Annotated in this window: 22 protein-coding genes; 12 read left to right on the top strand and 10 right to left on the bottom strand. The window is 47.1% G+C overall.

The annotated features are described in order from the left end of the window. Positions 1-36 precede the first annotated feature (36 nt). A complete protein-coding gene (gene fur, locus ACXAG2_RS00815) occupies positions 37-465 on the bottom strand; it encodes a ferric iron uptake transcriptional regulator (RefSeq protein ID WP_119501490.1) in 429 nt (142 codons plus the stop codon). Between the two features lie 443 nt (positions 466-908). Between fur and ACXAG2_RS00810 the strand changes: the two genes are divergently transcribed. Then, positions 909-2,915: a HAMP domain-containing methyl-accepting chemotaxis protein gene (locus ACXAG2_RS00810; protein ID WP_474863876.1), complete on the top strand. Its 2,007-nt coding sequence runs from the start codon at positions 909-911 to the stop codon at positions 2,913-2,915. A gap of 36 nt (positions 2,916-2,951) precedes the next feature. Here the strand turns inward: ACXAG2_RS00810 and fldA are convergent, their stop codons facing one another. From fldA to ACXAG2_RS00785, 5 genes are all read right to left on the bottom strand, one after another. Beyond that, positions 2,952-3,476 (bottom strand): flavodoxin FldA, encoded by a 525-nt coding sequence (fldA, locus tag ACXAG2_RS00805; protein WP_119501488.1) that lies wholly within the window; start codon positions 3,474-3,476, stop codon positions 2,952-2,954. Between the two features lie 31 nt (positions 3,477-3,507). After that, positions 3,508-3,726 (bottom strand): DUF2788 domain-containing protein, encoded by a 219-nt coding sequence (locus tag ACXAG2_RS00800; protein WP_119501487.1) that lies wholly within the window; start codon positions 3,724-3,726, stop codon positions 3,508-3,510. Positions 3,727-3,812: 86 nt separating this feature from the next. Further along, the gene (locus tag ACXAG2_RS00795) at positions 3,813-4,604 is read right to left on the bottom strand and encodes an alpha/beta fold hydrolase (protein ID WP_474863874.1); all 792 of its coding nucleotides are present in this window, start codon (positions 4,602-4,604) and stop codon (positions 3,813-3,815) included. 47 nt (positions 4,605-4,651) lie between these two features. After that, the gene (locus ACXAG2_RS00790) at positions 4,652-5,044 is read right to left on the bottom strand and encodes an H-NS histone family protein (RefSeq protein WP_303574763.1); all 393 of its coding nucleotides are present in this window, start codon (positions 5,042-5,044) and stop codon (positions 4,652-4,654) included. Between the two features lie 128 nt (positions 5,045-5,172). After that, positions 5,173-6,816, bottom strand: a complete 1,644-nt coding sequence (locus ACXAG2_RS00785) for an electron transfer flavoprotein-ubiquinone oxidoreductase (protein WP_474863872.1) — start codon at positions 6,814-6,816, stop codon at positions 5,173-5,175. Positions 6,817-7,065: 249 nt separating this feature from the next. Here ACXAG2_RS00785 and ACXAG2_RS00780 point away from each other — a divergent pair, with 249 nt between their 5' ends. Continuing rightward, positions 7,066-7,818 (top strand): electron transfer flavoprotein subunit beta/FixA family protein, encoded by a 753-nt coding sequence (locus ACXAG2_RS00780; RefSeq protein ID WP_474863870.1) that lies wholly within the window; start codon positions 7,066-7,068, stop codon positions 7,816-7,818. Further along, positions 7,815-8,741, top strand: a complete 927-nt coding sequence (locus ACXAG2_RS00775) for an electron transfer flavoprotein subunit alpha/FixB family protein (protein ID WP_474863868.1) — start codon at positions 7,815-7,817, stop codon at positions 8,739-8,741. The genes ACXAG2_RS00780 and ACXAG2_RS00775 overlap by 4 nt, the downstream gene beginning before the upstream one ends. Before the next feature lie 44 nt (positions 8,742-8,785). Here ACXAG2_RS00775 and ACXAG2_RS00770 read toward each other — a convergent pair whose 3' ends face one another. Beyond that, on the bottom strand, positions 8,786-9,094 hold the full coding sequence (locus ACXAG2_RS00770; RefSeq protein WP_119501481.1) for an isoamylase early set domain-containing protein: 309 nt from the start codon (positions 9,092-9,094) through the stop codon (positions 8,786-8,788). 299 nt (positions 9,095-9,393) lie between these two features. On the opposite strand from ACXAG2_RS00770, the gene ACXAG2_RS00765 reads away from it, so the two are divergent. From ACXAG2_RS00765 to ACXAG2_RS00750, 4 genes are all read left to right on the top strand, one after another. Beyond that, a complete protein-coding gene (locus tag ACXAG2_RS00765; protein ID WP_474863866.1) occupies positions 9,394-10,614 on the top strand; it encodes an efflux RND transporter periplasmic adaptor subunit in 1,221 nt (406 codons plus the stop codon). Then, entirely contained in the window at positions 10,607-13,762 is a 3,156-nt protein-coding gene (locus ACXAG2_RS00760) for an efflux RND transporter permease subunit (RefSeq protein WP_474863865.1), read from the top strand. The genes ACXAG2_RS00765 and ACXAG2_RS00760 overlap by 8 nt, the downstream gene beginning before the upstream one ends. A 95-nt stretch (positions 13,763-13,857) precedes the next feature. Further along, entirely contained in the window at positions 13,858-14,235 is a 378-nt protein-coding gene (locus ACXAG2_RS00755; protein WP_474863862.1) for a hypothetical protein, read from the top strand. Positions 14,236-14,415: 180 nt separating this feature from the next. Then, a complete protein-coding gene (locus ACXAG2_RS00750; protein WP_474863860.1) occupies positions 14,416-15,579 on the top strand; it encodes a hypothetical protein in 1,164 nt (387 codons plus the stop codon). 49 nt (positions 15,580-15,628) lie between these two features. Here ACXAG2_RS00750 and ACXAG2_RS00745 read toward each other — a convergent pair whose 3' ends face one another. After that, a complete protein-coding gene (locus tag ACXAG2_RS00745; protein ID WP_474863858.1) occupies positions 15,629-16,819 on the bottom strand; it encodes an amino acid aminotransferase in 1,191 nt (396 codons plus the stop codon). A gap of 348 nt (positions 16,820-17,167) precedes the next feature. Between ACXAG2_RS00745 and ACXAG2_RS00740 the strand changes: the two genes are divergently transcribed. Continuing rightward, on the top strand, positions 17,168-18,412 hold the full coding sequence (locus ACXAG2_RS00740; protein WP_474863856.1) for a cystathionine gamma-synthase family protein: 1,245 nt from the start codon (positions 17,168-17,170) through the stop codon (positions 18,410-18,412). 439 nt (positions 18,413-18,851) lie between these two features. Here ACXAG2_RS00740 and ACXAG2_RS00735 read toward each other — a convergent pair whose 3' ends face one another. Next, positions 18,852-19,391 (bottom strand): glutathione peroxidase, encoded by a 540-nt coding sequence (locus ACXAG2_RS00735; RefSeq protein ID WP_119501474.1) that lies wholly within the window; start codon positions 19,389-19,391, stop codon positions 18,852-18,854. 201 nt (positions 19,392-19,592) lie between these two features. On the opposite strand from ACXAG2_RS00735, the gene ACXAG2_RS00730 reads away from it, so the two are divergent. From ACXAG2_RS00730 to ACXAG2_RS00715, 4 genes are all read left to right on the top strand, one after another. Then, entirely contained in the window at positions 19,593-22,082 is a 2,490-nt protein-coding gene (locus ACXAG2_RS00730) for a prolyl oligopeptidase family serine peptidase (protein ID WP_474863854.1), read from the top strand. 92 nt (positions 22,083-22,174) lie between these two features. After that, positions 22,175-22,873 carry a 3-keto-disaccharide hydrolase gene (locus tag ACXAG2_RS00725; RefSeq protein WP_474863852.1) on the top strand — a complete coding sequence of 233 codons (699 nt, stop codon included), beginning with the start codon at positions 22,175-22,177 and terminating at the stop codon, positions 22,871-22,873. Position 22,874: 1 nt separating this feature from the next. Then, positions 22,875-24,554 carry a GMC family oxidoreductase gene (locus ACXAG2_RS00720; protein WP_119501471.1) on the top strand — a complete coding sequence of 560 codons (1,680 nt, stop codon included), beginning with the start codon at positions 22,875-22,877 and terminating at the stop codon, positions 24,552-24,554. A gap of 2 nt (positions 24,555-24,556) precedes the next feature. Further along, entirely contained in the window at positions 24,557-25,312 is a 756-nt protein-coding gene (locus ACXAG2_RS00715; protein ID WP_474863850.1) for a gluconate 2-dehydrogenase subunit 3 family protein, read from the top strand. 20 nt (positions 25,313-25,332) lie between these two features. On the opposite strand, the gene rrtA is transcribed toward ACXAG2_RS00715, so the two are convergent. Then, entirely contained in the window at positions 25,333-25,938 is a 606-nt protein-coding gene (rrtA, locus tag ACXAG2_RS00710) for a rhombosortase (protein WP_474863848.1), read from the bottom strand. Positions 25,939-26,012: the final 74 nt, after the last annotated feature.

Below are 26,012 nucleotides of genomic sequence, written 5' to 3'. Positions count from 1 at the left end.
GCTGTGCAGGTTTATTTAATCTTAACGACCGGCGACTCAGTCGTCGGTTTTATCACAGGTACCGTCTTTACATTCACCGTAAAGATACAGGCTGTGATGTGTCAGTTTGATGTTATTGCGTTCGGCAATTTCAATTTGACGTTGTTCAATCACATCATCTTCAAACTCGATGACTTTGCCACATTTCAGACACACCAGATGGTCGTGGTGCTCTTTATGACTGATTTCAAATACTGACTTGCCACCTTCAAAATGGTGTCGGTTCAAAATACCAGCGTCATCGAACTGGTTAAGCACACGGTATACCGTCGCAAGACCAATTTCCTCACCCTGATCGATCAGAATTTTATACACATCTTCAGCACTGATATGCTGGTTGGCAGGTTCCTGCAGGATCTGCAGAATTTTTAAACGGGGAAGTGTAACTTTTAAACCCGCTTTTTTTAGTTCTTTATTTTGATCCATAAATAATCACTTCTGGAAGCTCTTCTGATTTAACGCTCATTATAGGTACTTTGCCAGGTTTTAAAAGTAAAAGCGCGGATATCTTCAACATTAATCTGCAGATTAAATCATTGATCCCTGTCATTTATCCATACGATTTTTAAGGACTTTGTGCAGCTAACCGGACCCTGCAGGCGGTATGCAGAGAGTTATTCAGGATTTACCCATTTAACGAACTAAAGCATTGTGAAGTTTCTACCGATAAGTTCAATGAAAGCTATGCCTTTTTCGCTGCAAAATAGCGACTTTTCCGGGATGTTTTGAACATTATTTACTTTGCCGGCAATTACGGAACACTGTGCGCAGACATATTTCCTGGCCAAAAAACGGCAAGGCCGGAAAACTTATATTAAAATCAATGATAACCATGTTACGGAATTAAAACCGAAGATTGGGATAAGAAGATGCGCCTGACTGTTGTACAAAAAATAACCCTTGGTTTTGCCCTGTTCGGCTGTTTATTGCTGATCACCAGTTTACTTGCTTATCTGGGACTCAGCGACATCCGCCGTTCTGCTGAAACGGTGGCCACCGAGAAAATGCCGGTTCAGACAAAAATGATGTCCCTGAAGTCAGATGCATTGTCTCTGGCGACCGTAACGGCAAACGGTTACTACATGGATGAGCTTTCAGCACTGAATAAAAACAAATCTGAGTTTGAGGCACTGAGTGAAGTCTTTTCTGAAGATCTCGCTATTTTCGATACCACCTTTGGTAATCACACAGAATCAAAACAGGCCGTAGAGGCGGGTAATACATTTATTCGTGAGAGCGCGACGGTGTACGAAGCGCTTATCAGCAGCAAGCAAATACAATTGTCTCTGGCAAAGCAGCGGGAAGAAGCTATCTCTCATATTGATGAAGCCGGAGCGCTGATGATGGATTTAAGCTTTCTGGATAACGGACAGCCCGGTATCGATGCGCTGGCCGGCCTCGGTGCGAATATTGACAATAAATTGCTCACTTTGAGTTCGGTCGTCACCGAACTGGTTAAGTCTGAAGATCCTGAAGATTCACTGGTGATCCTGGATGACCTGGACTATCAGTTGAGCAATCTGGCGGTAGACACCGAATATCTGTTCCGGTCTGCCAGTGGCCTGAATACCGACGGTATCATCAGCAATTTTCAGCAGCAGTATGATGCCATGCTGGCTATTCTCACCGGTGAATCCGGTCTGATGGCCGGCCAGAAACAGAAGTTATCTCACATCGCCCATGCAACAGAAAGCCGTCAGCGTGCCAACACATCGCTGGCGCAGGCTACCTCGACAATCAATAACCTTTACGAAGAAGTCACTGAAGAAACCCTGAAAGGGCAAAACCTGATCCTGGACACTGTCCAGGACAGCCTTGTTGATACGCTGGTGGTGTCGTTTATTGGTCTGGTGGCTGCAGTTGCACTCACTCTCACTGTGCGTAAAAGCATTGCCGGGCCGCTGCAAAATATCACCCGTGGTCTCGGCCGGATCAGTGAAGGGGATTTATCGTATCGTCTGAATACACAGGGCAATGATGAATTTGCCGATTTGTCGGTAAAGGTAAACAGTTTAACTGAAGCTCTCAGAGATCTTATCGGTAACATTCAGCAACAGGAACGAACGCTGCTGGATGTGGCCAGAGAAAGTGTGGAAATGGGTGAACGCAGTCTGGAGCAGGTGGCCCAACAACGTGACCGGGTCCGTAAAACCTCCTCAGATACTGCCAGTGTAAGAAGCACCAGCGAAAAAAACCTTGCAATGATTCAGCAATCGGTGGATGAACTTGACCGGGTCGCCAGTCAGACGCAGCAAACATCTGAACTGGTTGCACAAAACCGGCAACAGGTTGCAGAACAATCTGGCCAGGCATCGGCATCCGCCAACATCATAAACCGGCTGGATGAGAACAGCCGCAGCATCGGCAGTATCCTTGACGTCATTAAAACCATCGCGGAACAAACAAACTTGCTGGCGCTCAATGCTGCAATAGAAGCTGCCCGTGCCGGTGATCAGGGCCGCGGATTTGCCGTTGTCGCCGACGAGGTCAGAACGCTGGCTAACCGCACGCATAACTCCACTGAAGAAATTGAATCGATGATTGGCAGTTTGCAACGAGATGCACAGCAAGCTGTGGAAGCCATCAACCTGAGTATGGAAAAGGCGGAGCAGGGTGTTGTTATCAGTGAAAAAGTCTATGAGCAGGTCAATGGGATCAGTGAGGTCATTGTGAAGCTGCAGGCGTTTAATGCCGGCTTTGTGAAAGACACTAAAGCTCAGGATAATGTACTTGCAGGTATTGATGATAATCTTAACGCAATCGTGACACTGGCTGATGCAAGTGCAGAGAGTACCCGTCTGGCGAATGAATCCAGTGCCAGGGTGGATGAGCAAATGGAAGGATTGCGCAAAGTGGTTGAGCGCTTCAGATTATAAAAAACGGGCTGTGCGCCCGTTTTCTTTAATTCAATATCAGGCAAGTTCTGCCAGACACAACTCTTCGTGTAACTGCTTACACCAGGCACGTACACGCTCTTCAGTTAATTCCGGCTGGCGGTCTTCGTCAATGCCCAGACCAACAAAGTGGTTATCATCAGCCATGCCTTTAGAGGCTTCAAAGTCGTAGCCGTCTGTAGACCACTGACCAACAAGAATTGCACCGCGGGGTTCTACGATATCGCGAACCATGCCCATGGCATCCAGGAAGTATTCAGCGTAATCTTCCTGATCGCCGCAACCGAAAATTGCAACCAGCTTGTCATTGAAATCAATTTCTTCCAGTTCAGGGAAGAAGTCATCCCAGTCACATTGTGCTTCACCGTAGTACCAGGTAGGAATCCCGAATATCAGAAGATCAAATTCAGCGATCTGTTCTTTGGTACTCTTGGCAATGTCCTGTACATCAATCAGGTTTTTGCCTAATTCCTTTTGAATCATCTTTGCAACATGTTCGGTATTTCCTGTGTCACTACCGAAAAACAAGCCAACACTTGCCATAATAACCCTCTGTTCGATACATCTTCTGAAATTACACGCCGGTACTTAACCAAATAAGTTCTATCAATCCTTTGGCAATAAAACCCAGCGCTCCCATTCCGAGTACGCCATAGGCAACTACCCGTCCGATAAGTGGTACATCGTTACTTTTGAGAACATCATGTACGGCATAGCCCATCAGGACAAACAGGCCGGTAAGCCCAAGATAAAACATGATGGATTCAATGGTTTCGTAATTTTCAGCAAGCATAGTTTTACTTAGTCCAAAATCGGCGCAAACTATAGCACAGAAATCAGCTGCCTCGCAGTGAAAACCACGTAATTTTTTGTGCTATATCATGCCTGATGAGGGCGAAATATGTGTTTTTCAACCACGCGGTTGAAGGCGTCCGGCTTTTCTGCATGTAACCAGTGACCGGCTCCTTCAATAACATGGGCGCGGGCAGCAGGAAAATACTGCAATATTTCGCTCTGCATGGACGCCGTGATGTAATCGGAATTACCACCTTTGATGAAAAGTACAGGCTCAGAGAATTGAGCATCGCTGCTTTGCCATCCTTTAATCGCTTCGTAACTGTTTGCCAGACCATCCAGATTAAAGCGCCAGTGCCATTGTTTACCGGTATCCTGATATAAACTTTTTAACAGAAACTGGCGTACTCCGGCTTCCGGAATACCACTTTGTAAACTTTTATCCGCATCAGAACGGCTGTTGATGGAATTCAGGTCTACCGACTTTAATGCACTGATTATCGCATCATGGCGGGACGGATAACTTACCGGTGCAATATCTGCAACGATGAGGTCGTCAAGAAATTGTGGGTGGGTGAGTGCGAGGCGCATCGCTACCTTTCCACCCAGCGAATGCCCGAGTATGCCTGTGCGGGCTTTCTTAAACTGATTGATTAATGCGTATAACTGTTCTGCTGCTGCCTCTATGGAAAAATGCTCCAGATGGGCTGATTGACCGTGGTCCGGTAAATCTACACTGAGCACATTGACTTTGGGCGCGAAATGCCGCTTTACGACAGATAAATTGTCAGCTGTTCCGAATAAACCGTGAATTATTACAAGTAAATAATCAGAATCAGCATATTCCGAAAAAGAATAATGTAACGTGGATTGCATGATTGACCTGAAAAAAGGCGACTGATGTCGCCTTTGCATGGAATTTTTTAAATTGCGAAATCTTCCAGCGATTTGCCGCTGTCTAACGCATCTTTGTAGACCCGAGGCATTCTTCCGATACCTGTCCACTGGTGTACTTTACCTTCACCATCTTTCAATTCGTATTTTACCGGACGTTTTTTACCGGTAGATTTCTTTTCAACAGTCGTCGACTCCAGATCACTGACATCAAGACCGGCTTCTTCAAGTTGCTTTTGGATATCAGCAATTTTCTGCAGCTTTTCCTGTTTAGCTTTTTCTTCTTCGAGATCTTTTTCTTTTCTTTTCTCGATGATGTTGGCTAACTTTTCTTGTACAGATTCTAATTCAGCTGTGCTTAAATCCTTTACGGCACCTTGCAAACGTCTTCCATGCGTCAGTATTTCTAAAAAGTCGTTCATTCATCAACCTTGTGTTAGTTAAAAAACTGTGTATTTAAAAAGGATAGTCAAATTTTAATCTAAAAAAAAGCAGCTTAACACTGCTTTTTCTTAAAATTGTAATAAATAGCTAATTTACAGGATTTGGATCACATATTCGGATAATTCGGCCCGCCTGCACCTTCAGGGACAACCCATTGAATATTCTGTGACGGATCTTTAATGTCGCAGGTTTTACAGTGAATACAATTTTGCGCATTGATTTGAAATCGTAACGTGTTGTGTTCTTCTATAATTTCGTATACACCGGCCGGACAGTAACGCTGTGCGGGCTCATCGTACTTCGACAGATTAACCTTCAGTGGTATCTCAGGGTCTTTTAACTTCAGGTGGCAAGGCTGATTTTCTTCATGATTGGTGTTCGACAAAAAGACAGAAGAGAGTTTGTCGAAACTCAAAATACCATCGGGTTTTGGATACACCTTTTTAGTAGCATCTTTCTTATCTTTTAATTGTAAATAATCTTTACGATCGTCTTTAATGGAGAAGGGTAATTTACGTTTGAATATTTTTTGGTCAACAGTATTGTAAACGCCGCCCCAAAACGTGCCGAACTGGTGAATAGCGGCACCAAAATTTTTACTGCTGTTCAGTTCAGAATATAACCAGGATGTTTTAAAAGCCTGATTAAAATTCGTTAATGCAGAATCAGGTGTTTCTGATTTTATTTCATTAATAATGCTGTCTGCCGCTAAAATGCCAGACTTCATCGCTGTGTGATTACCTTTAATTTTAGCGAAATTCAGTGTACCCGCATTGCATCCTATGAGAATGCCTCCGGGAAAAGTCATGTCAGGTAATGAATTCAGTCCGCCTTTTGCTATTGCTCTGGCACCGTAGGAGACTCTTTTTCCATTTTCCAGATATTGCCTGAAAACCGGATGATGTTTCATTTGCTGAAATTCATCAAATGGACTTAAGTACGGGTTGTCGTAATTTAAATCGACAATTAGACCTGCAAATACCTGATTGTTTTCTGCATGGTAAAGAAAACCACCACCCGTTGAATCTGTCAGCGGCCAGCCGGCTGTGTGAACCACCAGACCGGGTTCATGCAGGGCAGGATCAATATCCCAGATTTCTTTAAATCCGATGGCATAGTGTTGAGGAGCGCTATTTTCATCCAGATTAAATTTGGAAATTAGTTGTTTACCCAGATGTCCGCGACAACCTTCGGCGAATATTGTGTAACGGGCTTTTAAAATCATGCCCGGCATGTAGCCGTCTTTCTGGCTGCCGTCTTCTGCTACGCCCATGTCGCCGGTAATGACACCACCGGCTGAGCCGTCTTCGTTATAATAAACTTCAGAGGCTGCAAATCCGGGAAAAATCTCAACACCAAGGCTCTCCGCTTTTTCAGCCAGCCAGCGGCAAACATTGCCCATACTGACAATATAATTGCCATCGTTGTGCATGGTATCGGGAACCAGAGCTTGAGGAAGTTTACGGGCATGCTGACCGTCAGTCAGGTAATAAATGTCGTCCCTCAGCACAGGGGTATTCAGCGGTGCGCCTTCATTTTTCCAGTCCGGAAACAACTCATCCAGCGCAGTAGTTTCGAATACTGCGCCGGATAAAATATGTGCACCTACTTCAGAACCTTTTTCAACAACACAGACCATCAACTCGAGGGAAGCGGCCTGAGCCTGTTGCATTAGCCTGCATGCCGCTGACAGCCCGGCAGGGCCTGCACCGACAATCACTACATCAAATTCCATCGATTCACGTTCCATGAATGCCTCCGGTAAGTTTTGCCAATCAGGTTGACGTTTACGTCAACAGTAAGTAAATTGCATGGTAAGTTTACGTTAACGTAAAGATAAAGTCAGGTATTAATTGTAACATCTTTGTAAACTGAGAAGTCTGGTGCTTTATTTAACAGGAGCATCGTCTCCGGTTTTTTGTTTTTAACACCGGCAATGAATGTTTAGACGTTATCTGTAATTAATCAAACTCTTATTCCCGGCCAACTGAGGTAAAGAATGAAAGTACTTGTCCCGGTAAAACGCGTTATCGATTACAACGTAAAGGTACGCGTGAAAGCTGATGAGTCAGGTGTGGATCTGACTAATGCAAAAATGGCGTTAAATCCTTTTTGTGAAATTGCAGTAGAAGAGGCGATCCGCCTGAAAGAAAAAGGTGTCGCGACAGAAGTTGTCGTTGTGTCTGTCGGCGATAAAGCCTGTCAGGAACAAATCCGTACGGCACTGGCACTGGGGGCTGACCGCGGTTTGCACATTGAAGCAGATAGTTCACCGGACTCTTTGCACGTAGCGAAGCTGTTGAGTAAAGTCGTTGAGCTGGAGCAACCCGGGCTTGTGATTCTGGGCAAACAGAGTATCGACTCCGATAATAATCAAACCGGACAAATGTTGTCAGCATTGACCGCCATGCCACAGGGTACCTTTGCTTCAGCCGTTGATGTGAAAGACGGCACGGTGGAGGTCACCAGAGAGGTAGACGGCGGTCTGCAAACTGTGTCACTAAGCTTACCTGCTGTAGTAACTACAGACTTACGACTGAATGAACCCCGCTATGCGTCGTTGCCTAACATTATGAAAGCAAAACGTAAGCCTCTTGATGTAAAGACAGCTGCGGATTTCGGCGTAGATATGACCTCAAAAGTGAAGGTGATCAAAGTCACTGCACCGGCTCAGCGAAGCGGAGGCGTGAAAGTGGCAGATGTGGCTGAACTTGTCGAAAAACTGAAAAGCGAGGCGAAAGTAATATCATGAGTATTCTTGTAATCGCAGAACATGACAATAACCAGTTGAAACCGGAGACGGCGAAAGTGGTACAGGCGGCGTCACAACTGAGTGGAGACATTCACGTACTGGTTGTGGGGGAAGGTTGCAAAGCCGTAGCAGAGCAGGCCGCAGCGTTAAGCGGTGTGTCGCTGGTCAAATGTGCTGACAGTACCCATTATGCATATCAGATGGCAGAAAGTGTGTCAGCGCTGGTGGTATCTCTGGCCACGGACTATTCTCATATTCTTACCGCTGCCACAACCACAGGTAAAAATTTTATGCCTCGTGTAGCGGCCTTACTGGATGTCGCGCAAATCTCTGACATAACCGGCATTGAGGCTGATAACCGTTTTATCAGACCGGTCTATGCGGGTAATGCTATTGCCACTGTCGAATCTGAAGAGACAGTACACGTTATTACTGTACGAACGTCCGCCTTTGACAGTGTCTCTGATGGTAGTAACGCGACGGTTGAATACATCGATGCAGAATTTCCGTCGGAAAAATCATCCTTTACCCGTGCACAGCTCACTGAGTCTGAACGTCCTGAGCTGACTGCGGCAAACGTGGTGATCTCCGGTGGACGTGGCATGCAAAACGGTGAAAACTTCAGTTTGCTTGAGGGCATAGCCGATAAACTGGGGGCCGCAATTGGTGCCTCCAGGGCGGCAGTGGATGCCGGATTTGTACCCAATGATATGCAGGTAGGTCAGACAGGTAAAATTGTTGCACCTGATTTGTATATAGCAGTAGGGATTTCCGGTGCAATTCAGCATCTTGCCGGCATGAAAGATTCAAAAGTGATTGTCGCGATTAATAAAGACGAAGAAGCGCCGATTTTTCAGGTGGCGGATTATGGTCTGGTGGGTGACTTATTTGATATCCTGCCGGAACTTGAAAAGGCCCTGTAGCTATAAAGCAAAGAAGGCGCTTTACCAGCGCCTTCTTTCAATTTCTATACCCTTACAACCGAGTTATCTTCCAGACTCACCGGCGAAGGCATATAACCGTCAGCTTCCCAGTCATTCTCCCACACATCGTCATTCAATAAATAACGGAACTGGTATTCGGCATCAGCATCCAGCGTTACAGTTTGTGTGAAATCACCATTCTTAAGCTTTTTCATTGGTGTGACATCCGTATCCCAGGCATTAAAGTCGCCCACCAGTTTTGCTGTGGCAGCTTCACCAGCCTCGTTGGCATTTAAACGGAATGTGACCTTACAGGCAGGTTTAGTTTTTAAATACTGTTTTTTAAGACTCATGAGATCCCTCGTGCAAAATGCGTATGATTCATCACCAAGTTAAGACTAATTTTCAATCAGTTCAAGGGATTTCGTGTTAAAAATCAGCCAGTGAGCTGTTGCTGCTTTAGTAAAAATATAAACAAACAGAAATAAAATTTAACAATCTAAAAGCAGCCAGCATCAGGCAACAGGTTTACACTAAAGATGTAAAAATAATAATACCGTTAAAACGGCGCCCAGAATGCCTGTACCCGTTAATCCATCAGGGGCAGTTTTCCACGGCAGCTGTTATTACATTGCGCCTTAAAGGAATATTCATGTCTAAAAGTGGTTGGGTCAAAACACTCGGTCCTGTCATCGTCATTGTCATTGCGCTTGTGCTGGCAATCATTCTCATTTCATCAAAAACACCGCCTGAACAAAAAGTACCTGAATCTAAAGATTTTCTGGTTGAAGCAAGGCTCGCTGAGAAACAACAAACCGCTTTTGTGGTGCATTCTCAGGGTAATGTGGTGCCTAAAAATCAAACCCGTATCAGTGTTCAGGTTAATGGTCAGGTGATGGCTATATCGGAACAGTTTGAAGTAGGGGGCACATTCAGAAAAGGTGACGTACTTGCTGTACTGGAGCAGCAGGACTATCAGACTGAAGTGAAACTGGCAGAGGCTGAACTGGCGCAGGCACAGGCAACATTACAGGAAGAAATTGCCAGAGGAAAAGTGGCAGAAAAGGAATGGCGTTCCGTGAACTCAGTCGTGCCACCTGAACTGGGATTACGAAAACCACAGCTTGCCCGTGAGCAGGCCAATGTGAAAGCGGCAGAAGCGAAACTGGAAAGAGCTAAGCGCAACCTCGCCAGAACTGAGATCAAAGCCCCTTATAATGGCATTGTGATAAACCGGAATATTGATCTCGGGCAGTACGTTTCAGCGGGCAGTGAAACAGGCACGATCTACTCAACTGATACAGCAGAAATCCGCTTGCCCGTCACTGAATCTGAACTGGCTTATATTGACCTGCAGGGTGATCTGAAAAGTAAAACGTCGGTACGGCTGAAAGCTAAAGTCGCCGGAACACTTCAATACTGGGATGCTGAGCTTGTCAGAACCGAAGGGGTAATGGATGCCGGTAGCCGCGTATTATATGCCGTAGCCAGAGTGGAAGACCCTTACAACCTGAATGGCACAAGGGACGGAGCCGTTTTACGGTTTGGTCAGTTTGCAGAAGCTGATATCACCGGCTCGGATCTCGAAGAACTGTATGTGTTACCACGCAGTGTATTACGGCTGGATAACACCATTCTTACTGTATCAAAAGACAATACCTTGCAAATTAACCCGGTTGATGTGGCGCGGGCTACCGCAAAGCAGGTGTATGTGCGCTCAGGCTTACCGGAAAATCCTAAGGTAGTCTTCAGTGTCGTGCCCAATCCCTATGAAGGAATGAAGGTACGGATTTCCGGTGAAGAGTTAATAACGGAAGATGCTACTGAAAGTGACAGCGACGAGCTGAAAATCCCGGGAGCAGACAATGAGTAAAATCGATACTCATAAGGGCATTATTGCCTGGTTTGCCCGTAACAGTGTGGCTGCCAACCTGCTGATGATAATCTTACTTGCTGGCGGTCTGTTCTCTGCATTCTCGATTCAGAAACAGGTATTTCCTGCTTTTGAAATTGACGTTATTAACGTGAGGGTGCCTTATCTGGGTGCTGCACCTCAGGAGGTGGAAGAGGGCGTTATACTGAAAATTGAAGAGGCGGTAAAAGATCTCGACGGTATTAAACAAATAACCTCAACCGCTGTAGAAGGCATGGGCACCGTCAGCATTAAAGTCGATGAAGACTACGATGTGCAGGAAGTACTTGATGAAGTAAAAGTGCAGGTTGATGCCATTCCGACATTTCCCGGTAACACCGAGAAGCCGGTGGTTTACCGCCAGAAAATTCAGCAGGATGTTATCTGGATCTCTGTCTATGGCGAGGCCACCGAACGGGAACTGAAAGAATTCGCCAAAAACATGCGCGATGAGATTGCCAATCTGCCCGGTATTTCCAGTGTTTCCGTTGTGGGTGCAAGAGACTATGAAGTCGCCATAGAACTGTCTGAAATGGCGCTACAGAAATACAACCTGACTTTTTCAGAAGTGGTGAATGTTGTCCGCCAGTCCAGTGTGGATTTACCTGGCGGTGCGATAAAAACGGAAAACGGCGATATTCTTTTACGTACCAAAGGTCAGGCATACCGGGGAGATGATTTTGCCCGCATTGTACTGCTGACAGACAGCAACGGCACCCGTGTTACGCTGGGTGATGTGGCGGCCATTAAAGACGGCTTTGTTGAAGATAATCAGTTTTCAGAATTCGACGGTAAACCTGCTGTAAACCTGCGGGTCCGCGCTGTAGGTGATCAGAATGCACTGGATATTTCTGATCAGGTTAATCAGTACATTGAGAAAAACAAAGAAGATTTCCCGGGTAATATTACTGCCGATACCTGGGGAGACAGCTCATTTTACCTGGCCGATCGCCTGAACATGATGCTTTCAAACATGTTTTTCGGTGCACTACTGGTATTTATTGTTCTGTCTCTGTTCCTGAAAATTAAACTCGCTTTCTGGGTTATCTGGGGGTTACCGGTGTGTTTTCTGGGCACGTTACTGGTAATGCCCATGGAAGCGGTTGATGTGTCAGTCAACATGCTAAGCCTGTTTGCCTTTATTCTGGTGCTGGGCATCGTGGTGGATGACGCCATCATTATGGGCGAGTCGGCATACTCAGAAATCGATAAAAAAGGGCACAGTACAGAAAATGTCATTATTGGTGTTAAGAAAGTGGCAATGCCGGCTACCTTTGGTGTGCTGACTACCGTTGCTGCCTTTACACCTATGCTAATGGTTTCCGGGCCCTTCGGTGTGATCTGGAAGACAATCGGCTGGGTTGTAATCATCTGCCTGCTTTTCTCCCTGCTGGAGTCAAAGCTCATTCTGCCTGCCCACCTGGCTCATATGAAATTAAAGCCCTATGACCCGGCAAAAGCCAATCGCTTCCAGCGCTTCCGGGATTTTTTCAGTGAAGGTATCAAAACCTTTATCGATAAGGTGTACGCCCCGTTTTTACGCAAAGCCATTCACATGCGTTATCTGACTTTGTCGATATTTCTGGCCATGATGATCCTGACTATCGGACTGTTTATGGGCGGTATAGTACGCTTCGTGTTCTTTCCGAATATTCCCAGTGACTTCATGATGGCATCTTTCGAACTTGAGCCGGGTTCTTCGCTGCAACAGCGGGATCAGACCCTGGCGACAATGCTGGATGCCATGTACCGCATGGATAAAAATGTCACAGATGAAACCGGTGCCGGCATCATTAAACACGCCATTGCTTTTGACAGCGGTACCACGGGCGGTGAAGTCTTCGTGGAAATGACCAAAGGCGAAAGCCGTGAAATGAAAGACTTTGAGATCCACCAGCGCTGGCGGGATGAAATGCCTGAAATTCCCGGCGTAAAATCCTTCAATATCGGCGCGCCGGGGGGAATGGGGAGTGGGGCTGATCTCAGTTTTGAATTCAGTTCATCAGATATTGCCGCCCTGCAATCTGTCAGTGAAGCATTGAAAACCAGATTATCGTCTTTTGACGGGGTGACAGATATCAATGATACGTTTGCCGGTGGCAGCGATGAAATTCAGCTTTCTCTGACCACGCAGGCAGAGGCGCTGGGGATCTCACTTCAGCAGCTCGGCCAACAGGTACGGTATGGTTTCTATGGTGCGGAAGTACAACGGGTGCAGCGTGACGATGAAGAAGTCAAAGTCATGGTGCGATATCCCAAAGAGGAACGCTCATCGGTTTCTCATTTGCAGGAAATGCGGGTACGGGCGCCTAATGGCGATGATATTCCGTTTGAAGAAGTGGGTGAAATCACATTAGGCAAAGGCTATGACTCTATTATCCGTGTAGACGGCAGCCGTTCGGTGACGGTAACCGCTAAAGTCGACAAGGATATGTTGGATCCCGGTGAAATTACCAAAGAAGTGGTCATGAAAATCGTGCCTGAATTACTCAAACAGTATCCGGAGGTGCACTTTAAACTGCAGGGCAACTCCAAAGAAGAAGCCGATGCAATGATGGGACTGGTTAAAGGGCTGCTCTTTGCTTTATTCGCCATCTATGCACTACTGGCCATTCCGCTTCGCTCATACAGTCAACCGCTGATCATTATGTCTGTGATCCCGTTTGGTGTAGTCGGGGCAATATTTGGCCATCTTGTGCTGGGACTTGCTGTGAGCGTGCTGTCAATTTGCGGCATCATTGCGTTATCCGGGGTGGTGGTAAATGACAGCTTAATCATGGTGGATTTCGTTAACCGTGCCAGACAGGAAGGACACAAGTTAATTGATGCCGCTATTCTCGCCGGTACCCAACGCTTCAGAGCCATCATTCTGACCTCACTGACAACCTTTATGGGGCTGATGCCCATCGTAGCAGAAAAGAGTTTGCAAGCTCAGATTGTGATACCCATGGCTGTATCACTGGCTTTCGGTATTCTTTTCGCCACGGTGATCACCCTTCTGCTGGTGCCTTGTCTGTACCTGATGATGCACGATGTACGCAAACTGTTCAGAAGCCGGCGTGATGAGAAAATCCGGATTTACGGAGAAGCAGAATCTACCACTGATTAATTCAGCAGCCCCGCTTGCGGGGCTTTTTTGACCAATATGCTTGATAAGTGTTCAAATATACAGTACTGTTTATGTGTACAGTATATGGAGGACTTATGAATACAGGTCTGAAAACAGTTGATAATTTAATCCGCACGTTTGGTATACGCACCAGAAATGGCGCTGATAAATCACAATCTCTGGTCACACTGTCATCTGCTGATGAACGTCTGGCCTCTATGCGAATTCCTTTTTGTATGATGCAGAAAATACTGTCATTACCGCAAAACCGTTCTCTGCGTTTTCACCAGTGGTATTTACCCCATAAAGGGGCAAAGCTTGCCTGTTTTCTCATAGACGAAGAAGGCCGTATTGTGGAGCAGGTCTATTTTCAGCGCGATGCAAAACACGTGAATGCAGCGAGAAAGCTTCAACAAATGGTTGAACAGGCACACCGTAGTCAACATGAAATGACGGCGAAAATGGCTGCTTAGTGTAAGAACACACTGTTTTAATTCTAAATTCAGGTGGAATCCGTGCAAGATGTGCTGACAGTGTCTATAACTTAGTAATTGTGATCCTGCCCGGTCACGTGCTGTCTGACGTGTATCTCTGCGCCGGATAATGCTTATGGTCAGGCAGTCACTGCTAAGTTTCTTACATTGGAGGTAATTTTGAATTTACTGGTCGTCGAGCCGGATGATATTCAGGCTGAAATTTATCAGTTGTCTCTTGCTGAAGCTTTTTTTGTCGATGTAGCTGACTCTTTTGAAAATGCCCGCATCATGATGAGAGACAAATATTATCATCTGGTAGTGTGTGAATGGGAAATTGAGGGAGAGAAGGCATCCTGCCTTACCCACGCCAGTTATAAGCCGGATTATGCGGCGTCACCGGTTATCGTTGTTGTCAGTCATCATGCTGAAGAAGAAACCATGGTTGAGGCATACAATGGCGGGATTTCTTATTATTTCACCAAGCCTTATACCATTGTACCGTTCTATGAAACTTTACTGGCCATTCAGGATCAGATTGAAGCGCTGCAGCAACTTGAACACGATAAAAAGCAATCCGTGATTGTCTCTGAACAGGCAGTAAACAGAGCAGCTATATACCGTTTAGGGTTGGAAACCCTGGGCAAACTGAATGATGCCAAAAGTGTTGCCGATATCGCCCGTATCACTCTCACGGCATTAAGAGAGCAGGGGATCCATGCTGTTCTGGAATTCCGGCACAGTAACAGGCCTCTTTATTTTGACGGTAAAACAGACTCCTGTGATGAAACTACGGTTAAAGTGTTTACAACCCTTCGCAAACAGGGAGAGTATTTTTCCTTCGGACATCGGCTAATGTTAAATGCTGAGCACGTCTCTATGCTGGTGAAACAAACTGATAATCTCACCATTCCCTTGCAATCAGTTCTCACAGATTTAGGCACGAAATTTATGCCTCTGCTAAATATGCGTTACGTCGCATTATTGCAGGAGCAGGCCTTGTATGATGCCGATAACGATGTCAACAAGTTGGTGAACAAGCTTCACGATGTGCTTATTGACCGCCGGGATCAAAAACATAAATTCTCATCCAGGGTGCGTAATGTGGTCATGGAGGACATAAGCACAGGGTCTCTGAAAGACAATGACAAAGAAGCTCTGATCCGGCTGTTACAACAGGCGACAGACAGCACGTTAAATGACGAGGAACTGATTAATGCAGATGCGTTACTTGCAGGCATTGCCGCCAGGATGCATAGTCGGCTGGTGGATTTATCTGTCAGGGAAATCTCCGGAGAGGATGACGATCTGGATGACGAATTGAGAGGGCTGGAATATTTCTGAAACAAAAAAGGTGGCAATCAGCCACCTTTTATCGTTTGTCTTACAAAGGTTAAAGCACTGAAACCAGGGCCTTAGCCAGCGCATCAACGTTCTGCTGGTTGATACCGGCAACGTTAACGCGGCTTGAATCCACGAAGTATACGCTGTGTTTTGCACGCACTTCACGAACCTGCTCCGGTGTAATACACAGGAACGAAAACATCCCTTTTTGGGTGTTCAGGAAGCTGAAATCTTTCTGGGCGCCATTCTCTGCCAGTTTGTTAACTAACATTGTACGCAAATCAGACATGCGGTTACGCATTTCATTCACTTCAGTTGTCCATTCGTCTTTCAGCGCGGTGTCGGACAAAATGATATCAACTAAGGCGCCGCCCCAGCTTGGTGGCATAGAGTAAATACCGCGAGCAACAGACTGAATCTGCCCCTGAGCAATTTTACGGGTAGCACTGTCATTAGTGACAATTGCAGCCAGACCGGTGCGCTCACGGTACAGACCAAAGTTCTTTGAACAGGAAGCAGCAATAATCACTTCAGGTAGATTTTCAGCCAGTAAACGTATGCCGTAAGCATCTTCTTCCAGACCGTCACCGAAACCCAGATAGGCCACATCGATAAATGGCAGGAAACCTTTTTCCTGAGCCAGCTTAAGTACTTCATCCCACTGGGCGTTGGTTAAATCTGCACCGGTAGGGTTGTGACAACAACCGTGCAGCAACACGATGTCGCCTTTACCGGTTTGCTTAAGCGTTTCCATCATCGCATCGAAATTAATGCCAGCAGCAGCTTTATCGAAGTACGGATACGTTTCGATTTGCAGACCGGCAGAACCGATTAACGGGATGTGGTTCGCCCACGTAGGGTCGCTTACCCACACTTTCAGGTTGTCGCCGCAACGTGCAAGTAATTCAGATAAAATACGCAGCGCACCGCAGCCACCCGGCGCCTGAACCGCAGCGACGCGATCAGCCAGCATGACTTTGCTGTTTTCACCCAGCAATAATGTCAGCATGCCATCAATATAACCCTGATGACCCTGCGGGGTGATATAAGTTTTTGAGGTTTCTCTTTCCAGCAAAATTTGCTGAGCTTTAGCCACCGACGTCATGATCGGCGTATTACCCTGCTCATCTTTATAAACACCAACACCTAAATCAATTTTAGCCGGATTGGTATCTTCCCGAAATGATGCAGACAATCCCAGAATTGGATCCGGAGCCAGTTGTGGTAATACTTCAAACACGATTTTTCCTCACGTTGCGTGATAATTAAGCGAGGACGGCATTATGCCACTGCTCACGCAAATTACGAGACTTAAAATGCAATTTTCTTCAGGTTAAATTGGAATAAATCATTGCCGGATGCTGCGGGTTGTAAAATACATAGTTCATCATGGGGTTTTAAACCGGATCCGAACGAATGATTTGTCACCTCACCGGCAATTGGGGCTGGGCGTAAACGCTGGATTGCGGTAATATCCGCTTCCACAGGCAAACTCAAATCTGCTTTATTTTAGCGTTACAGACAGCCGGCACTCTCTGTGCGGCCTGATTTTGCTTCCTACATTTTCTATCAAACGTGGAGTTTCAGCGTGAATAACAAGGGATTCACTACCCGTCAGGTACATGCAGACCGCCTTTTGAATCAACCTGAGCACGGCGCTGTGCATACAGGGACGACCAATTCTGTGCTTTATGCCTTTGAGGATGCACAAGGTATTATCGATGTCTTCCAGGGTAAGAAAGCCGGTCATGTATATTCACGCTCTTCGTCAGGCTCAATTGCCGCGTTGCAAAATATTCTTAACGAACTTGAAGGTGGCGCAGGGGCTCTGTGCTTTGCTACAGGTATGGCAGCAATCAGCAGCACGCTGTTGTCACTGCTTAAAGCGGGCGACCACATTATTGTCAGTCAGTATTTATTCGGTAATACCCGTTGCTTCGTGGATACGCTGGCAGATCTGGGTATTCAGGTCAGTTTCGCTGATGTGACGTCAATAGAGGATGTACAGGCACTTTATCAGCCGAATACCCGCATTGTGTTTTCTGAAACCGTGGCGAATCCGGCTACTCAGGTCGCAGATGTGCAGGCTATAAGCCAGTTCTGCCGTGAAAAATCATTATTATTTATCATCGACAACACAATGACACCGCCGCCGCTTTTCGATGCTAAAGCTGCCGGTGCTTCGATTGTTATTTCCTCGCTGACCAAATACGTGTCCGGTCACGGCAATGTGCTGGGTGGTGTGATGGTAGATCTTGGTACGTTCGACTGGTCAACTTACCCGAATATCAAACCCGGCTACCAGGTCGCTGACAAGGGGCAGTGGGGAATTACTCAGGTCAAGAAGAAGGGGCTACGTGACATGGGGGCAACATTAGCCCCGGGTTCTGCCCATGCAATTGCTACCGGTCTTGAAACCCTTTCCCTTCGTATGCAGCGTAATTGTGAGAATGCGATGAAACTGGCTACCTGGCTGGACAGTCATCCGCTGGTAGAAAAGGTGTATTATCCGGGTCTTGCTGAGCACCCTCAGCATTATACTGCCAGAGAAATGCTGTCAGGTGGCTATGGTGCCATTTTGAGTCTTGACCTGGTAGACCGCATTAGTCCGCGGAACTTTTTAAATGCCTTGGAGCTGGTGATTTGTGCAACTCATCTTGGTGACAACCGCACCCTGGCGCTTCCTGTTGCCTCAACCATTTTCTTTGAAAACGGACTGGAAGAAAGACAGAAAATGGGAATTTCTGAAGGTATGATCAGATTATCAGTAGGTATTGAAGATACTGACGACCTGGTAGCTGATTTTACGCAGGCTTTCGGACAGTTTAACTGACACCGTTTAGAATTTTTGTAAAGACAGGGTTATTTTAGAAGCAATTCTGCAACAACCCTGTTATGATAATTTTCAGCAAGTAAGCGGGCTTTCTTTTCTCGTAGGGTGTTTTGGCGAACTTCGAACCGGGTGATGCTTGAATTTCCGCTACTTGCTCCATTTTCCTCACCTTTATCTCAAATTTTTCCCACTATTTTTCTATCTGAAGTTACAGATTTTTCTCACTTTTTAACATTCAGATAATTTATCAAAAATAATTTGAACTAAAGACTGTTAGTAATGACTAAATCTATGCAGTTAGCAATTAACGGTTTAAGCCAGGACTTGTGCTTAATCGTTACCGCTAAAGTGTGTTCCAAGTTGAGTGTGCTTGATTGCCCCGCCATGTGCGGGGCTTTTTTATGTCTGTTTATAACTGAGAGTGTGGCAGAAAAGCCAGTTACATGGCTGCTTTAATATCTGCGCGCAGGTCTTCATCTGAGGGCTTAACGCGGCTTCCGTAGTGCTTGACGATGTTACCGTCTTTATCTACCAGGTATTTATTGAAGTTCCATGAAGGCTCTTCGCCGGTGGCGCGGGTGAGCATGCGGTACAGAGGGTCCTGATCATCACCGGTAACCACAGTAGGTTCAAACATCGGGAATTTTACGCCGTAGGTCAGCTCACATAATTCCGCCGTTTTACCTTCATCTTTTGCTTCCTGATTAAAGTCGTGGGCAGGAAAACCAAGAATGGTGAAGTTTTGATCTTTGTATTCTTCATACATGGCTTCCAGTCCTTCAAATTGCGGCGTGAATCCGCAATAGCTTGCTGTATTCACGATCAGCAGAGCCTTTCCCTGGTATGCTTCGCACAGGTTCACTGTTTCCTGGGAATTCAGTTTACGTTTAACAAATTTCAGGACAGAAGGGCAGTTTTCAGCAGCGAAAGTAGCACTGCTGAACAGAGTAAGTGTCGCAAGCAAAAGCGTTTTTTTCATAATGGCCTCAAGATGTGGAAGAGTTTGTCTCAACCTTAACAGTAATCTGCGCAGAGAAACAGTTGCGCGGTTGACGATACCCGTCAGTCACCGTTAGGCTGGGATAATCCGACAAGTTAACCCGATGAAAACGGCTGTCGGAATTACCTTGTTGCGTATAATTAACATGCTTATAAATAACACACTTAAGACAGAACCATAATGAAAAAAATGTTAAGCCTCGTTATTGCTGCTGCGTTAGGCACGTCACTTTCCGCTTGTGTCTCTACAGCTGCTGATCCCGCTACTTCCTCAACGCCGGTACCGGTCAATGCGCCACCTGCAGTGGTAACACCGGAAACAGCCACTCAACCGGTGTCGTCAGACACGATTACACTGAAACAAATTATGGCCGATCCACAGTGGATGGGTCGTTCTCCGGTACGCCCCGGCTGGAGCCTTGACGGCAGCAAGCTGGTGTATGAGCAGGAACGGGAGAACAGTCATCTCCGGGATGTATTTGCCGCTCCGGTCAACATGCCTGCCAATGCAGAGCGTATCCCGCTATCCGAACAGTACCTGTACCGCTACAGCGAAAAAGCACAAAGTGTTGATGGCCAGACAATGGCATTTCTCGCCGGAGAGAGTGTTTTTATAAAACATAAAGGTCAGCCGGCTGAACAACTCATCCGTGGCGGAGCTCCGGTACACGGATTGTCTTTTATGACCGACGGCAGGCTGATGGTGACCACAGGTAACCGTATCGTTGCTATCGACGTGAATAATGGCAGACGTGAGCAACTGTTCAGTTGGGCATTCGGGGACAAACCTGAAGCAGTAAGCGAACCGGAAGACTATATTGCCGGTGAACAGATAAAATTAATCAAATATATCGACAAAAAACGCAGACAGAGCCAGCAAAGTGCTGACCGTAATGAAAAACTGAAAACGGTAAGTCCGGCCTACGTTCAGGATAAGGTCTGGTTCGATAAGGGTGACAGACTGGTCACCGCTTCGGTATCTCCGAATGGTAAATTTGCACTTGTCGTGACTACCGCTGATGTGAAGTCCAGAGACGACTCTGACATCATGCCGCATTTCATTCAGGAAGATGCGCGGATCTTGCCAATGCGGGTGAGAAGCCGTGTTGCTGATGCAGAGCCGGTGAATCACGATGCCTGGCTGGTTAATCTGCAAACCGGTGAGAAATCAAAATTATCCTACATGAGCTTGCCAGGCTACAACGACGATGTACTTGCAGACGTGAAATCTGAAAATGCTGCTGCCCGCGGCGACAAGTATGTGGTTAACCGCCTGCCCAGAGACATTACCCTGTTCAGCAGCTGGGACCGGAACAATCCGTCTGTTCGCTGGCACAAAAATGGCGGGGCTCTTGCCCTGATGCTGGAAGCGTGGGACAACAAAGATCGCTGGATTGTAACTGTTGACTTTGAAAAAGGCCGGTTTGAAACTCAGGAGCGATTACACGATGATGCATGGGTGAATTACAGCCATAATCAATTTGGCTGGCTGAATAACAGTGAAACACTTTTCTATCAGTCAGAAAAAGACGGTTACTCCCATCTTTATCTGCAGGTACCCGGTGAGAGTCCTCAACAACTTACACGTGGTCAGTTTGTCACTGAAGAGCCGGCACTCACCAGCGATGATAAGTTCATTTACTATCAGGCCAATAAAAAGCACCCCGGCATTTATGAAGTTTACCGGGTGAATACCGCTACCGGTGCCAGTGAAGCCATGACCGATTTGAACGGCATAACGGACTTTGTACTCAGTCCTGACAACAACACACTGCTGTTAACTCACAGCAAAGTAAACCGTCCGCCTGAGCTTTACATTAAAAAAGCCGGTGACAGTGGCGCAGCACAGAAGATCACAGATACTGTCAGTGATGCATTCCTGTCAATGCCCTGGGCCGTACCTCAGGTGGTAGCGATGCCATCATCTCATACCAGTCAGCCTGTTTATGCCCGTGTGTATTTACCTGAAAGCTACAACGAGGGTGAAAAGCGTAAAGCGGTGGTCTTTAACCACGGCGCCGGATATTTGCAGAATGCGCACCTTGGCTGGTCAGGGTATTTCCGTGAATACATGTTCAACAGTATGCTGGTGCAGCAGGGTTATGTGGTGATGGACATGGATTACCGCGCATCAAAAGGCTACGGCCGCGACTGGCGTACTGCCATTTACCGTCAGATGGGCACACCTGAAGTGGAAGATTTACGGGACGGAGTGAACTGGCTGACAGAAAATGCGAATGTTGATCCGGCGCGAATCGGTACCTACGGTGGCTCATACGGTGGTTTCCTGACTTTTATGTCTATGTTTACCGCACCGGATCTGTTCGCAGCCGGCGCAGCATTACGTCCGGTAACTGACTGGGCGCATTACAATGCGCCTTACACATCTAATATTCTGAATACGCCGGATGTGGATCCCATCGCATTTGAGCGCAGTTCTCCTATTTACTTCGCAGAAGGGCTGGAAAAACCACTACTTATCATTGCTCCTATGGTCGACGATAACGTGTTCTTCCAGGACTCAGTGAGACTGGTTCAGCGCCTCATCGAACTTGAGAAAACCGATTTCGAAACGGCGATATATCCGGTTGAACCTCACGGATTTGTTCAGCCCAGTTCCTGGCTGGATGAGTACCGCAGGATCTACAAATTGTTTGATACAAACCTTTAATAAAGCAGGCAGTGACTGACCATCACTGCCTTTTTTTATCCGCCGGAGACGGCATACAACAAGAACGATAACACCAACAACAGGCAGGAAATATGATGAAAGCGCTTACGGCAATCGCCGCAACGATTTATCTGGCCGGTACCACCACAGTACAGGCGGCACAGGACAATACACTTACTGCAGAGGAATCTGCCGCCGGATGGCAGTTACTCTTTGACGGGCAATCTTTTACAGGCTGGCGTAACTATCGTGAAAAACAGGTAGGTGACGGCTGGACTATCGAAGAGGGGGCCATGAAGCTGGCTGAAGCTGGTGGTGGCGATCTGATTTCTGACAAGACCTGGGAGAACTTTGATTTTCTCATTGACTGGAAGATCTCAGAAGCAGGAAACAGCGGCATTTTTATTCTCGCCGATGAGACCGGAAAATATATTTATTCCCATGCACCTGAGATTCAGATCCTCGACAACGAAAAAGCGCACGACAACAAAACAGATACTCACCTTGCCGGTTCACTATATGACATGGTGGCTGTGCATTCCTCTGCTTCAAAACCCGCCGGAGAGTGGAATACAACCCGCATAAAACTGAACGATAATTTGTTACAGGTGTGGCAGAACGGTGTGATGACGACCAACGTGGTTATCGGTACATCAACCTGGAAGAGTCTGGTGGCGGCGAGCAAATTTGCTGACTGGGAAGGCTTTGCGGCTAACTCTTCCGGTCATCTTGGATTGCAGGATCATGGCAACACGGTGTGGTTCAAAAATATAAAAATAAAGGAACTGTGAAATGGATAACACTGATTTTCAGGTACTGGTAGTCGGCTCCGGTGCCGGCGGTGCCATGGCTGCTTACGAATTAACCCGGCAGGGCATCAAAGTGTTGCTGCTTGAGGCTGGCCGTGATTATGACCCCCGTACAGAAACCCCCATGTTTAAAAGACCCGGTGATGCGCCTTTGATGGGCTCGGGGAATGTGGATAAAGATTTTGGCTACTACGACGCTACCGTAGACGGTGGCTGGACCGTACCTGACGAGCCGTACACGACTGCAGATGATACCGAATTTCTCTGGTGGCGGGCGCGGATGCTGGGTGGCCGGACTAATCACTGGGGCCGTTATTCCCTGCGTTTTTCTCATCATGATTTTAAAGGTAAGACCCGTGACGGCCATGGCGCTGACTGGCCATTTGAATATGATGACATTGCGCCCTGGTATGATAAAACAGAAACCCTTGTCGGCGTGTGCGGGGAGAATACCGGTCATGAAGATATGCCTGACTCTTCTGAAGGTGTATTACAGCCACCTCCGGCCCCGAGAGTCACTGAATTACTGGTGGCTGCTGCTGCCGGTAAAGAAGGTATACGAACCGCGCCTATGCACCGTGCAGTGCTGACACGCTCGCAGGATATCCGCCAGAAGTGTTTTTATGCCACGCCCTGTGGCCATGGCTGCTCCATCGGTGCGGCTTTTCAGACCACCACATCATTGATTCCTATGGCCAGAGCTACCGGAAACCTGACTGTGATTACCGATGCAATGGTTAAAGCTGTCCGTACAGATGTGAACGGTAAAGCCACGGGGGTGACCTACGTGGATAAGAAAACAGGTAAGGATACCGACCTTGATGCTCCCGTGGTTATTCTGGCCGCCAGTGCCTGTGAGTCGGCGCGGATCCTGCTAAATTCAGCATCAGAACAACATCCTGCCGGACTGGCTAATTCCAGCGGACAGGTAGGTCGCAATCTGATGGATTCCACCGGGGCGAACATCGGTGCCTACGTGCCGGCACTGCGGGACCGGCCACGGTATAACGAAGATGGCCATACATCGAACCATTTGTTCATTCCCTGGTGGGGCCATGAGGCGCAGGAAAAAGGGGAGCTGGACTTTCCGAGAGGTTATCACTTTGAAATCGGCAGTGGTTTCCGTGAGCCCGGCAGTTGGGTAGCCGGTGATTTTCAGGGATACGGTGAAGCTGTAAAAGCTGAGGCCCGTTCTGCCTATGGCAGTTACATTGGCTTCGCGCTGCGTGGGGAAATGGTGCCGAATGAACATTGTTATATGGAAATTGATAAAGACGTGAAAGACAAATGGGGTATACCTGTTGCGAAGTTTCACTGGAAGTGGTCGGAAAATGAACTCAACCAGGTCAGGCACGGCCTTGAAACCGCGAAGAAAATTTTTGCCAATATGGGCGCTGACCCGGGGGAATTACCTTCTCCTGAAGAGGCTATCCTCAAAGGCGGCGAAATTATTCATGAGGTGGGCACAACCAGGATGGGAGACGATCCCGGCACCTCTGTGACCAATGAATGGGGACAAACCTGGGATTGTAAAAATCTGTTTATCATGGATGGCGGCGTGTTCGCCTCTAATCCTCATAAAAACTGTACTCTGACTATACTGACCCTGGCCATGCGTAATTCAAGCTGGCTGGCAGGACAAATTCAACAAGGGAGCCTGTAGCCATGAGAGATGTAAAATCTTCCGTTTATGTGCCACGGTTAACACGCCGCGAATCGTTAAAATGGCTGAGTGCTCTGGCAGCCACAGCGGCATTTCCTGCATTAACAGCGTGTTCAGGCGAGCCGGATAAAAGCGCGAAGGCCACAGCAGGAGCGGGTGAGGGGCACTGGCCTGAACTCACACTGAAGCCGGTGAATGCCGCCGGTTACGGGAAAGATCCTGATCTTATCATGCCGCCTGAATCACCCTGGCCGCGGCTCCTGTCACAAAAAGAACTGCAACTGGTTGCTGACATCAGCGATCTTATTGTTCCTCAGGAAGGGGAATACCCATCTGCGACCGGAGTTAATGTACCGGATGTCATTGACGAGTGGATAAGTGCACCCTATGAGCGGCAGCAAAACGACCGTAAATTCATCATGCCACTTCTGGTATGGCTGGATGACGAAGCTGCATTGCGTCATGACATGACGTTCACGGACCTGACAGAAGCCCGGCAGAAAGCCATCCTGGATGATATAGCGACGGTGGACGATAATACCGGTGATGCATATCTGCGTCCGGCTGAGGCTTTTTCCCGTCTTCGTGGTTTGGTTCTGGCTGCCTATTTCAGTTCGCCGGAAGGCACCAGAGATATTGGCTATCAGGGGAACGTTGCCATTGCCGGAGACTATCCCGGACCCACGGATGAGGCTATGACGCACATTAACCGTGTTATCAGTGAGTTAGGTTTGTCGGAGTACGCGCTTAAAAGCTGATAATTGAATAAAGCCGTCTGTCAGTGCTGCACTGCCGGACGGCGTTTGTTCACCGGAATAATCATCAGCAGAAACATTAAAAGACCCGCTACCGCGCCGTAAAGGTGGGCATCTGTTGCAACCGCAGCGCCAATCAGTGCCTCCACATCAGCAGAACCGCCATTGATTTGTTCATATACAATTTTAGCGACAACACCGCAGGCCAGTAACCAGCCCGACTTTAAACCTGAACGGATATCCATACAGGCGCCCCACAAAAACACGCCATGTAATGCGCCGGACAAACCCGCATACCATATGAGTTGCGGTGAAAAGTAATAAATACCTGCACTGGTCAGTAAACTGCACCAGAGAAATAATTTAATAAACCGAATGAAACGATAATGGTCGCTATGCAGAAATGTGAGCAAAGTCAGTCCGGCCAGATTCAGTAAAGCGTGCCAGCCGTTGGTGTGAACAATATTGGCTGTAAGTAAACGCCAGGTTTCAAAGCCCTCTATGGCATAACGGTCATAAGCCAGCCATTCCCCTGACACGGGTTCGAAGACGCAGGCCAGTAACACACAGAGTGTCAGTAGCAGGGGCCCGCCATAAGGTCCGGCAAATTTGGTGAAATCAGATGACATGAATTTTTGTAGTTTTTGCTGTTAAATCGCTATGATACAGAAAACTGATAAGAATTTGCCTGTAATTTTGTGAG

The organism is Alteromonas sp. ABH4_456, from assembly GCF_056160645.1.
The sequence above is the reverse complement of the archived record's forward strand: the minus strand, read 5'-3'. Positions and strand labels throughout refer to the sequence as shown.

Bases quoted from the DNA above. Each gene is read 5' to 3' on its own strand.
- fur (WP_119501490.1), bottom strand. From the start codon at position 465: ATGGATCAAAATAAAGAACTAAAAAAAGCGGGTTTAAAAGTTACACTT.
- ACXAG2_RS00810 (WP_474863876.1), top strand. From the start codon at position 909: ATGCGCCTGACTGTTGTACAAAAAATAACCCTTGGTTTTGCCCTGTTC.
- fldA (WP_119501488.1), bottom strand. From the start codon at position 3,476: ATGGCAAGTGTTGGCTTGTTTTTCGGTAGTGACACAGGAAATACCGAA.
- ACXAG2_RS00800 (WP_119501487.1), bottom strand. From the start codon at position 3,726: ATGCTTGCTGAAAATTACGAAACCATTGAATCCATCATGTTTTATCTT.
- ACXAG2_RS00795 (WP_474863874.1), bottom strand. From the start codon at position 4,604: ATGCAATCCACGTTACATTATTCTTTTTCGGAATATGCTGATTCTGAT.
- ACXAG2_RS00790 (WP_303574763.1), bottom strand. From the start codon at position 5,044: ATGAACGACTTTTTAGAAATACTGACGCATGGAAGACGTTTGCAAGGT.
- ACXAG2_RS00785 (WP_474863872.1), bottom strand. From the start codon at position 6,816: ATGGAACGTGAATCGATGGAATTTGATGTAGTGATTGTCGGTGCAGGC.
- ACXAG2_RS00780 (WP_474863870.1), top strand. From the start codon at position 7,066: ATGAAAGTACTTGTCCCGGTAAAACGCGTTATCGATTACAACGTAAAG.
- ACXAG2_RS00775 (WP_474863868.1), top strand. From the start codon at position 7,815: ATGAGTATTCTTGTAATCGCAGAACATGACAATAACCAGTTGAAACCG.
- ACXAG2_RS00770 (WP_119501481.1), bottom strand. From the start codon at position 9,094: ATGAGTCTTAAAAAACAGTATTTAAAAACTAAACCTGCCTGTAAGGTC.
- ACXAG2_RS00765 (WP_474863866.1), top strand. From the start codon at position 9,394: ATGTCTAAAAGTGGTTGGGTCAAAACACTCGGTCCTGTCATCGTCATT.
- ACXAG2_RS00760 (WP_474863865.1), top strand. From the start codon at position 10,607: ATGAGTAAAATCGATACTCATAAGGGCATTATTGCCTGGTTTGCCCGT.
- ACXAG2_RS00755 (WP_474863862.1), top strand. From the start codon at position 13,858: ATGAATACAGGTCTGAAAACAGTTGATAATTTAATCCGCACGTTTGGT.
- ACXAG2_RS00735 (WP_119501474.1), bottom strand. From the start codon at position 19,391: ATGAAAAAAACGCTTTTGCTTGCGACACTTACTCTGTTCAGCAGTGCT.
- ACXAG2_RS00730 (WP_474863854.1), top strand. From the start codon at position 19,593: ATGAAAAAAATGTTAAGCCTCGTTATTGCTGCTGCGTTAGGCACGTCA.
- ACXAG2_RS00725 (WP_474863852.1), top strand. From the start codon at position 22,175: ATGATGAAAGCGCTTACGGCAATCGCCGCAACGATTTATCTGGCCGGT.
- ACXAG2_RS00720 (WP_119501471.1), top strand. From the start codon at position 22,875: ATGGATAACACTGATTTTCAGGTACTGGTAGTCGGCTCCGGTGCCGGC.
- ACXAG2_RS00715 (WP_474863850.1), top strand. From the start codon at position 24,557: ATGAGAGATGTAAAATCTTCCGTTTATGTGCCACGGTTAACACGCCGC.
- rrtA (WP_474863848.1), bottom strand. From the start codon at position 25,938: ATGTCATCTGATTTCACCAAATTTGCCGGACCTTATGGCGGGCCCCTG.